The organism is Halomonas sp. (genome assembly GCF_041689495.1).
Classification (GTDB): domain Bacteria; phylum Pseudomonadota; class Gammaproteobacteria; order Pseudomonadales; family Halomonadaceae; genus Halomonas.
The window spans coordinates 1-9886 of record NZ_JBDNGD010000273.1; the positions used below are offsets into that span (position 1 = coordinate 1).

Annotated in this window: 10 protein-coding genes, 3 tRNA genes and 1 pseudogene; 9 read left to right on the forward strand and 5 right to left on the reverse strand. The window is 64.0% G+C overall.

The window, feature by feature from the left end; all coding sequences use genetic code 11:
• Window positions 1–35: 35 nt before the first annotated feature.
• Window positions 36–317: a hypothetical protein gene (locus tag ACESMD_RS09460; protein WP_372612561.1), complete on the reverse strand. Its 282-nt coding sequence runs from the start codon at window positions 315–317 to the stop codon at window positions 36–38.
• Between the two features lie 118 nt (window positions 318–435).
• Here ACESMD_RS09460 and pdxB point away from each other — a divergent pair, with 118 nt between their 5' ends.
• Window positions 436–1584: a 4-phosphoerythronate dehydrogenase PdxB gene (gene pdxB / locus ACESMD_RS09465; protein WP_372612563.1), complete on the forward strand. Its 1149-nt coding sequence runs from the start codon at window positions 436–438 to the stop codon at window positions 1582–1584.
• An 18-nt stretch (window positions 1585–1602) separates the two neighbouring features.
• On the opposite strand, the gene htpX is transcribed toward pdxB, so the two are convergent.
• From htpX to msrB, 4 genes and pseudogenes are all read right to left on the reverse strand, one after another.
• Window positions 1603–2502 carry a protease HtpX gene (gene htpX, locus ACESMD_RS09470; RefSeq protein WP_372612565.1) on the reverse strand — a complete coding sequence of 300 codons (900 nt, stop codon included), beginning with the start codon at window positions 2500–2502 and terminating at the stop codon, window positions 1603–1605.
• Between the two features lie 121 nt (window positions 2503–2623).
• Window positions 2624–3853, reverse strand: a pseudogene (locus ACESMD_RS09475) (pyridoxal phosphate-dependent aminotransferase).
• Window positions 3854–3905: 52 nt separating this feature from the next.
• Window positions 3906–4874: a ribosome biogenesis GTPase YlqF gene (gene ylqF / locus ACESMD_RS09480; protein ID WP_372612567.1), complete on the reverse strand. Its 969-nt coding sequence runs from the start codon at window positions 4872–4874 to the stop codon at window positions 3906–3908.
• Between the two features lie 94 nt (window positions 4875–4968).
• Window positions 4969–5370 (reverse strand): peptide-methionine (R)-S-oxide reductase MsrB, encoded by a 402-nt coding sequence (gene msrB / locus ACESMD_RS09485; protein ID WP_372612569.1) that lies wholly within the window; start codon window positions 5368–5370, stop codon window positions 4969–4971.
• A gap of 176 nt (window positions 5371–5546) precedes the next feature.
• On the opposite strand from msrB, the gene ACESMD_RS09490 reads away from it, so the two are divergent.
• From ACESMD_RS09490 to ACESMD_RS09525, 8 genes are all read left to right on the forward strand, one after another.
• Window positions 5547–5622: transfer RNA gene (locus ACESMD_RS09490), tRNA-Glu, on the forward strand.
• 66 nt (window positions 5623–5688) lie between these two features.
• A tRNA-Glu gene (locus ACESMD_RS09495) sits at window positions 5689–5764 on the forward strand.
• A gap of 150 nt (window positions 5765–5914) precedes the next feature.
• A complete protein-coding gene (locus ACESMD_RS09500; RefSeq protein ID WP_372612571.1) occupies window positions 5915–6883 on the forward strand; it encodes an ABC transporter ATP-binding protein in 969 nt (322 codons plus the stop codon).
• Entirely contained in the window at window positions 6880–7653 is a 774-nt protein-coding gene (locus ACESMD_RS09505; protein WP_372612573.1) for an ABC transporter permease, read from the forward strand. Before ACESMD_RS09500 ends, ACESMD_RS09505 begins: the two co-directional genes overlap by 4 nt.
• Window positions 7653–8489: an NADPH-dependent 7-cyano-7-deazaguanine reductase QueF gene (queF, locus tag ACESMD_RS09510; RefSeq protein ID WP_372612575.1), complete on the forward strand. Its 837-nt coding sequence runs from the start codon at window positions 7653–7655 to the stop codon at window positions 8487–8489. Before ACESMD_RS09505 ends, queF begins: the two co-directional genes overlap by 1 nt.
• Window positions 8490–8604: 115 nt before the next feature.
• Entirely contained in the window at window positions 8605–9165 is a 561-nt protein-coding gene (locus tag ACESMD_RS09515; protein WP_372612577.1) for a nitroreductase family protein, read from the forward strand.
• Window positions 9166–9167: 2 nt separating this feature from the next.
• The gene (locus tag ACESMD_RS09520) at window positions 9168–9671 is read left to right on the forward strand and encodes a YiiD C-terminal domain-containing protein (RefSeq protein ID WP_372612579.1); all 504 of its coding nucleotides are present in this window, start codon (window positions 9168–9170) and stop codon (window positions 9669–9671) included.
• Between the two features lie 127 nt (window positions 9672–9798).
• Window positions 9799–9886, forward strand: a tRNA-Ser gene (locus tag ACESMD_RS09525).

Consider the following 9886-nt stretch of genomic DNA (forward strand, 5'->3'; position numbering starts at 1 on the left):
CTTGTGCCTTGTGCCTTGTGCCTTGTGCCATTCGCTTACAGCGAGTCCAGCAGCGACAACTGCTCGACGGCCTCTCGACCTTCCGGGCTCTGGTCCTCGACCTCCAGCACCTTGCGAAAGCCCCGCGAGGCCTGGATGGTGATTTCATCCTCGAGCCACATCAGCGCCTGGTCACGATCCTCGGCCAGCTGGTGCTTCAGTCCGCCGAACTGGGTGCCGATCTGTCCCCAGGCACGGCTGAAGATCCAGTCGCCGAACATGTCCTGATGGATATGCAGAAGGACATAGTCATGGTCGGTTTCCCAGCAGATGATCATGGTGTCTCCATGAGGTGGGGGCCTGGTGAATCGATGACGCCCGAGGATGAACGGTCGTATTGTAATGGCATGCCCCGGCCGAACAAGCCCCGCGAGGGCGCCAGCGAGGAGGGAATTGATGCGAATCGTCGTGGATGCCAATGTTCCGGCCGCCGAGGCCTGCTTCGGTCAGCTGGGTGAGGTGATCCGGTTGCCGAGTCGCCAGATCGATGCCGCGGCGCTGCGCGACGCCGATGCCCTGGTGGTACGCTCCATTACCCGGGTCGATGAGCCGCTGGTCGAGGGGGCGAGGCGGCTACGCTTTGTCGGCACCTGCACCATCGGCACCGATCATGTGGATGAGCAAGCCCTGGCCGAGCGCGGCATCGCCTTTGCCAGCGCTCCCGGTTGCAATGCCGAGGCGGTGGTGGACCATGTGCTCGGCAGCCTCTCGACCCTTGGCGAGCGCCAGGGCTGGCAGCTGAACGAGCGTCGGGTGGGCATCGTCGGGGTCGGTAATGTCGGCGGCCGGCTGCTCGGCCGGCTCACCGCCATGGGAATCGACTGCCTGGCCTGTGATCCGCCCCGGGCTGAAGCAGAAGGCCCCGAGGGCTTCCATGATCTGGCGTCCCTGATCGACGAGTGCGATGTGATCTGCCTGCATACCCCGTTGGCCAGGGAGGGGCCCCATGGCACTCGCCACCTGCTCGATGCACAGCGCATCGCCGACCTGGCCCCGGGGACGGTGTTGCTCAACGCCGGGCGCGGCGACTGCGTGGATGGTCAAGCGCTTCGCCAGCGGCTCGCGGGGCAGGGTGATATCACCGCGGTCCTCGATGTCTGGGAGCAGGAGCCTGCCATCGACTCCGCCCTGGCGGATCTCGCCGAGATTGCCACGCCGCATGTCGCCGGCTACAGCCTGGACGGCAAGCTGCGCGGCACCCACCAGATCTATCTGGCGCTTGCACGCCATCTCGACCTGCCAGGCCGGCTGACCCTCGATGACCTGCTGCCCCCACCATCCGTGGTGAGCCTGGCACTGGGAGGGGGCCTGGCGCCCGAGGAGGCCCTGCGGCTTTGCTGCCGTGCCGTCCACGACCCTCGTCGTGACCACGACAGCCTGCGACGCGAGTCGCGACGACTGGGCATGGCCGGAGGATTCGACGCCTGTCGTGCCAATTACCCACGGCGCCGGGAGTTCGCGACGCTCGACGTCACGCTTCGCGGGGCGGGGGCAGAGCTGGAGCTGCTGCTGAAAGGCGCGGGCTTCCGGGTATCGCTGGGCTGAGCCGCACCAGCCCGCCGCCTACTGCCGATAGGCGGCTTCCTTCAGCGCACGGATGCGATCATCCAGTGGCGGGTGGCTGGCGAAGAAGCGTTCCATCAACGAGCGCGTCTGGCCCTTGGTAATGGCCATGGCACGCAGGGTGTCGGGCATCTGGTCGGGCATCTCGGTCTCGGCCTTTAGCCGTGCCAAGGCATTGATCATGGCGCCGCTGCCGGCGAGCTGCGCACCGGCGGTATCGGCGCGGTATTCGCGGAAACGCGAGAACCAGGCGACGATGACCGAGGCGATCAGGCCGAAGACGATCTCGGCCACGATGACCACTACGAAGTAGCCCATGAAGCCCAGGCCGCCTTCGCCGTCGCGGCGCAGAAAGCTGTCGACAAGCTGTGCGACCACTCGGGCGAAGAACAGCACGAAGGTGTTGAGCACCCCCTGGATGAGCGCCAGGGTCACCATGTCGCCGTTGGCGACGTGGCCGATCTCGTGGGCCAGCACCGCGCGCACTTCATCGGGTTGCATGCGATTGAGCAGGCCCGCCGATACCGCCACCATGGCATCGTCCTTCTTCCAGCCGGTGGCGAAGGCGTTGGACTGCTGAGCGGGGAAGATGCCAACTTCCGGCGTCTTGATGCCGGCGTCCTTCGCCAGGGCCGCCACGGTGTCTACCAGCCACTTCTCGGTGGCGTTGGAAGGGGTCTCGATCACCACCGTGCCAGTGCTGCGCTTGGCCATCCACTTGGAGATGAACAGCGATATCATCGACCCCGCCATGCCGAAGATGAAGCAGAAGATCAGCAGCCCTATCGTGTTCATGCCGTTGGCTTGCAGATAGGCCTCCAAGCCCAGCAGGCGCAGGGTGATGCTGGCGACGATGATCACCGCCAGGTTGGTGCCCAGGAAGAGCAGGATTCTCATCATCAGGTAGGGTCTCCATCAGTCGTCAAGGGGGAGGTGCCGCACTCCGGCGGCTTCCGGAAACTGTTGCTTAGATACGGGCGGGCCACCCGGGTTTCAAGCGGCGGGCAAAAGGACACCCGGCCTACTGGCGGTAGCGCGACAGGAAGCGCGCGAAACGGTCCAGGGCGTCCTCGAGCTGATCGGCCCAGGGCAGGGTGACGATGCGCACATGGTCTGGCTCGGGCCAGTTGAAGGCCGTGCCCTGGACCAGCAGGATCTTCTCCTGAAGCAGCAGGTCGAGTACCAGCTGCTGGTCGTCCTGGATATTGAATACCTTGGGGTCGAGCCTGGGGAAGGCGTAGAGGGCGCCCAGCGGCTTGACACAGCTCACCCCGGGAATGGCATTGAGCATCTCGATGGTGATGTCGCGCTGGGCCAGCAGGCGTCCGCCGGGCAGGATCAAGTCGTTGACCGACTGGTAGCCGCCCAGGGCGGTCTAGATGGCATGCTGGGCCGGGACATTGGCGCACAGCCGCATCGAGGCGAGCATGGTCAGGCCCTGGATGAAGTCGGCAGCACGCTGCATGGCGAGATGCCCCGAGAGGATCATCCACCCCGAGCGAAAGCCCGCGCAACGGTAGCTCTTGGAGAGCCCGTTCATGGTCACCACCAGCTGGTCCTCGGATGCCAGGGCGCCCGTGGACACATGCTCGGTTCCGTCGTAGAGGATCTTGTCGTAGATCTCGTCGGAGAACACCATCAGGTCATGCTCCCGCGCGATATCGAGCAGTTCGCTGACCACCGCCGGCGGATAGACGGCGCCGGTGGGGTTGTTGGGATTGATGATCACCATGGCCCGGGTGTGGCTGGTAATCTTGGCGCGAATGTCGTCCATGTCCGGCGCCCAGCCCGCCTGCTCGTCGCACAGATAATGGACCGGGCGACCGCCGGAGAGATTGGCGGCGGCGGCCCACAGCGGGTAATCCGGCGCCGGGATCAGTATCTCGTCACCATCGTTGATCAGCGCCTGCATGGCCATGACGATCAGCTCGGAAACGCCGTTGCCGATATAGATGTCCTCGATGCCGACCCCGGGGATTTCCTTGCGCTGGCACTCCTGCATGATTGCCTTGCGCGCCGAGTAGAGCCCCTTGGAGTCGCAGTAGCCCTGGGCTGTGGGCAGGTTGCGCATCACGTCCTGGAGGATCTCTTCCGGTGCTTCGAAACCGAAGGGTGCCGGGTTGCCGATGTTCAGCTTGAGGATGCGCTGACCTTCCTCTTCCAGGCGCTTGGCATGTTCGAGGACCGGGCCGCGGATGTCGTAGCAGACATTGTGGAGCTTGTGGGACTTGTGGATCGGATGGGTGTCCATGAGGTTCCAGTATCCAGTGACCGTGCGAGTGATGACGGATGCAGGGGGCTGATTATGCGGGGTTTTCGCTCGCGGGACCATCCTCGCGAGCGTCGTTCCCTGGCGCGTCCGCCAGGGAAATATCCGCCGGCGTCTCAAGCGTGATTCGGCCGAGCTTGCCGTCGCGCAACTCGTGAAGCAGCACTTCGGCGCCGCGGTGGAGGTCCACCTCGCCGCCGGGCCTCAGACCGCCGCGCCGGGAGGCGATCTCGGCGAGAATCGCATGACCGTCGAAGCCGGCCAGGGCGAGGAAGTCGACCCGTACCGGGCCATCGGCCTCGACTCGTTCGGCCTCGGGGTTCGCCACATAGGCGGGCAGAACCTTGAGCCTGTAGCGGGTCTTGAGCGCGTCGGGATAGCGCTTCGCCAACTCGGCGGCGGTGACCAGGGCCACCTCCACGTAGTCAATGGCGGTATCACGAATCGCCCCGCTGGCGGCCAGGCGATAGGCGCTGGCCTGGTCCTCGATCTTGGGCCAGAGCACCCCGGGGGTGTCGATCAGCGCTACCCGGCCGCCGATGCGTACCTTCTGTTGACGCTTGGTGACCGCGGGTTCGTTGCCGGTCCTGGCGATGGTGCGCCCGGCCAGGCCGTTGATCAGCGTCGATTTGCCCACATTGGGAATGCCCATGACCATCACCCGTACATCGCGGTCGGCGCGGACCTGACCTGCCAGTTCATGGCAGAGCCCCGGGATGCGCTTGAGTTCCCGTGCCTGGGTGGTGGTCACCGCCAGCGCTCGGGTATCGGCTTGGGCATCGAAGTGCTGGGTCCATTCACGAGTACGCTCGGGGTCGGCGAGGTCGGCCCGGGAGAGGATCTTGAGTACCGGCTTGTGGCGTGTCAGCTCGGCCAGCATGGGATTGGCGCTGGAATAGGGCAGACGGGCGTCGAGGACCTCGATCACCACGTCGATTTCCGGCAGGGCCTCGAGGATCTGCCGGCGCGCCTTGTTCATGTGTCCCGGGTACCAGCCGAGCATCCTGCCTCTCCTGCCTGCGTGAGCGTGTATCAAAACGGCCGCCCATCATAGCAGATGGACGGCCGCCTCAGGGGAGGGCGCTGCCGGGCCGGGTTTACTCCCCGGCGTGGAACTCGATCGCCACCGAGTTGATGCAGTAGCGCAGGCCGGTGGTCTCGGGGGGGCCGTCGGGGAAGACATGGCCCAGATGGGCGTCGCAGCGTGCGCAGATGACCTCGGTGCGCTGCATCCCCGCGGAATCGTCGTGGTTTTCCTCCACGCACTGGGCGGTGAAGGAGCGGTCGAAGCTGGGCCAGCCGCAACCGGCATCGAACTTGTGCTCATTCTCGAACAAGGGGGCGTGGCAGCAGGTGCAGTGATAGATCCCATGCTCGTTGGTGACCCGGTAGCCGCCGCTGAAGGGCGGCCCGGTTCCCTTCTGACGGGTCACGCGGTATTGCTCCGGCGTCAGTTCCGCTCGCCACTCGGCGTCGCTCTTCTCGATCTTCCTTCGCATGCTGTGACTCTCCTGGTCGGGCTGCTCGATAAGGTCATTGTGACATCAACCCGGGTGGGTGTTGTCAATGAATGTCGGTCATCGGCTTTTGCTCGTCAACGAGAGCGAGCCGCCTGCTTGACAGCCCCGGGAGCGCTCGTTACTATTCGCGCCACCTCGCTGAGGTGAGACAGTGTGTCCCATTCGTCTAGTGGTCCAGGACACCGCCCTTTCACGGCGGTAACAGGGGTTCGAACCCCCTATGGGACGCCACCCCTTGCGCCACCCCTTGATAGTGTGATCCCCGCTCCATTCGCTTCACTTTTTGCGCCCTCTTACGTCCCATTCGTCTAGTGGCCCAGGACACCGCCCTTTCACGGCGGTAACAGGGGTTCGAACCCCCTATGGGACGCCATTACCTTTCGTTGCATCCGTCCATCCTCCCCGCCCCGGTGAGATGGCTGGATACGGCGTGGCCTTGAAGTCCAACGCGTGGCCCCCATTTCATGGACTCTTTCTTGTCTTTCTCTTCAACTCTTTCTCTTCAGCTTCGACGGGAGTCCGCATGGCCGAACCGGCGCTTTCCATCCGTGGTCTGACCAAGGTTTACGGTAATGGGTTCGAGGCCCTCAAGGGGATCGATCTCGATGTCGCCGAGGGCGATTTCTTCGCGCTGCTGGGACCCAACGGGGCCGGCAAGTCGACCACCCTGGGCGTCGTCTGTTCCCTGGTGCAGAAGAGCGCCGGCAAGGTCTCGATCTTCGGCATCGACATCGAGCACGACTTTCCGCGTGCCAAGTTCCACCTCGGCGTGGTGCCCCAGGAATTCAACTTCAGCCAGTTCGAGAAGGTCATCGACATCGTGCTGGCCCAGGCCGGCTACTTCGGCATGTCGCGTCGCAAGGCCCTGCCCAGGGCCAAGCAGCTGTTGACGGACCTGGGCCTCTGGGAAAAGAGCGATGGCAGTGCCCGTGAGCTCTCGGGCGGCATGAAGCGCCGGTTGATGATCGCACGAGCGCTGATGCATCGCCCCCGGATGCTGATCCTCGACGAGCCTACTGCCAGCGTGGATATCGAACTTCGACGCAGCATGTGGGAGTACCTCAGGCGCATCAACCGGGAGGAGGGCACCACCATCATCCTGACCACCCACAATCTCGAGGAGGCCGAGAGTCTCTGTCGCAACGTGGCGATCATCAACCACGGCGAGATCATCCGGAACACAAGTGTCCGCTCCCTGCTCGCCGAGCTGAACACCGAGACCTTCCTCCTCGACCTGGCCCATTCTCTGGATGAGCCGCCGGTGATCGACGGTTTCGAGGTTCGCCAGGTGGATGGTGCCCAGTTGGCCGTGGTGGTGCATCGCGGCCAGCGCCTGAACGATGTCTTCACTGCCCTCGGCGAGCAGGGGATCCAGGTGGTCTCCATGCGCAACCGTGCCAACCGCCTCGAGGAGATGTTCATGACCATGGTGGAGCAGGGCAACGAGAACCGCGACAAGGCCATGGCGGCGGCCAAGGAGGCGCGCGCATGAATGCCACCCGGCTCGCCATTGCCCTCTGGACCCTGGTTCACAAGGAGGTCAAGCGCTTCACGCGTATCTGGCCCCAGACCCTCTTGCCGCCCTCCATCACCATGACCATGTACTTCATCATCTTCGGCAACCTGATCGGTTCGCGAATCGGCGAGATGGATGGCTTCACTTACATGGACTTCATCGTGCCCGGTCTGATCATGATGGCGGTGATCACCAACAGCTATTCCAACGTCGCCTCGAGCTTCTTTGCCAACAAGTTCCAGCGCTCCATCGAGGAGATGATGGTCTCGCCCATGCCCAGCTGGGTGATCCTGGCCGGCTTCGTGCTGGGCGGCATGGCTCGCGGCCTGGGGGTAGGCGTGATCGTCACCATCGTCTCGCTGTTCTTCACCCGCATCGAGGTCGCGCATCCCTTGCTGACGATCTTCGTGGTGGTGCTCACCGCGGCGCTATTCTCCATCGGCGGCTTCATCAACGCCTTGCTGGGCAAGAAATTCGACGATATCTCCATCGTGCCGACCTTCATCCTGACGCCGCTGACCTACCTGGGCGGAGTCTTCTACTCCATCTCCCTGCTGCCGCCATTCTGGCAGGGCGTGTCGATGCTCAATCCCATCCTCTACATGGTCAATGTCTTCCGCTACGGCTTCCTGGGTGTCTCCGACATTCCCGTTGGCTGGGCGCTGACCGCCGTTCTACTGTTCATCTCGGTGCTTTTCGGCATTGCCCTGTGGATGCTGGAAAACGGCAAGGGCATCAGGGGGTGATGGCCATGGACCGTCCCGATACTCTCGAACATTCGGCTCTCGGCCGCGAGTCCGCCTATCCCGACTGCTACGATGCCGGTTTGCTCTATCCGATCCCCCGCGCCGCCAACCGCGCGCCGCTGGGCATCCAGGCGGACGCCTTGCCCTTCGTCGGCGAAGACGAGTGGCACGCCTTCGAAGTCTCCTGGCTCAATGCCAGGGGTAAACCCATCGTGGCGGTGGGGCGATTCCGCTTGCCGGCGGAGTCGCCCAATCTGATCGAGTCCAAGTCCTGGAAGCTCTACCTTAACGGCTTCAATCAGACCCGCTTCGAGAGTCGCGAACGGGTGATCGAGGTGCTGGAGCATGACCTGGCGGTGGCCGCCGGGGCGGACGTCTCTGTGGCGCTCTTCGATCTGGATGAACCGGCGCTGATGCCCCGCAAGCTGCCGGGGGACTGCCTCGACGATCTGGATATCGAGATCACCGACTACCGCCCCAGCGTCGAGCACCTGAGGGTGGGGGAGGAGGTCGTCGAGGAGACGCTCCATTCCCATCTGCTCAAGTCCAACTGTCCGGTCACCGGCCAGCCCGACTGGGGCAGCGTGCTGATCCGCTACCAGGGCCCGCGGCTCGACCGGGAAGGGCTGCTGCGCTATCTGATCGGCTACCGACAGCACCAGGACTTCCATGAGCATTGTGTCGAGCGCATCTTCTGCGACCTGATGAGCCGTGGCAGGCCGGAGCGGCTGCTGGTGCTGGCGCGCTATGTACGACGTGGCGGGCTCGATATCAGCCCCTGGCGGGGCACGCCCGGTGAGCGTCCGCCGATGCCCTTAAGGCTGGCGCGCCAGTAGTCCCCTGTGTATTGTCCTCAACGGATACCGACCCGTCATGAACGGCTGGTTTGATACCGTCATGAACTGGATTTCTGATAACGTCCTGAATCGACATGCCGCACAGGAGAGGATCATGGAAGCGATGCAGCTGCTGCATGAACGCAGTTCCATGGGAAAATTGACCGGGCCAGCGCCGAGTGCCGAGCAGCTCGAGGCGATCTACCGGGCGGCCCTGCGTGCCCCGGATCACAAGGAACTGCGCCCCTGGCGCTTCATCGAGTTTTCCGGGGAGGGCCTCTCCCGGCTGGGCGAACTCTTTGCCGAGGCCGAGTTTCGTGAAGATCCCCACGCGGGGGATGAGGTGCTGGCGGCGGCGCGCAAGAAGCCCCTGCGTGCGCCCATGATCATTGCCGTGATCGCCAGGGTCACCCCGGACGAACCCAAGGTCCCCAAGATAGAACAGGTCATCTCCGCCGGTTGCGCTGCCCACGGCATTCTCCTCGCCGCCCATGCCCTGGGGCTGGGGGCCATGTGGCGCAGCGGCAAGTATGCCTTCGATACGACCGTACGCAAGGGCCTTGGCCTGGACGAGGAGGACCAGGTCGTCGCATTCGTCTATCTTGGCCAACTCGCCGGGCGCCACAAGCCGGTTGCCGAACACGACATCGACGCCTTCGTCGAACACTGGAGCTAGCCATGCGAGAGATTGGAACTCCTTACCCGCGCCTGCCCCTGCCATCTCCCGGCCAGGAAGACGCGCCGGACGTCTTCCTCGACTGGCTCGCCGAGGCGATTCCTATGGTCGAGCACCTGAGCATCCGTTCCATGCAGCGTGACGAGGAACGGCTGATCTGGGAACTGGATCTGGCACCCAGCCTCAACGACAAGGGCACCGGCTTCGGTGGCGCCTTCGCCGCCCAGATCGCGCTGCTCGGCTGGTGCTGGGTCACCCTCTGGCTGCGTCGCCACAGCCTGGATCGTGACGTGGTTGTTGCCACGGCCAGCCAGCGCTTTCTCGCCCCTGTTACCGGCGACTACCGGCTGGTTTGCCAGCCCGAAAGCGAGGAGGGCCCCATCACCCTGTCCGAACAGCTCGCTTCCCGCGGCAGGGGGCGGCTCACCCTGAATTTCCAGCTCTGGTGTGACGACACCCTCTGCCTTGAAGCAAGCGGAAATTATGCCGTCCTGTCAGCCGCCTGACGTGGTCTGCCAGGAAAAAGCGGCTTGCAAACGCGGACTTATCGCGTTAGCATGTGCGCCGTTCTAGAGGAGATGTCGCCCGGCCCAGCAGCGGTCAATCAGCGCCTCGAATCCAGACACAAAATGCGGAGGGGTGTCCGAGTGGTCGAAGGAGCTCGCCTGGAAAGCGAGTAAGTCGAAAGGCTTCGAGGGTTCGAATCCCTCCCCCTCCGCCA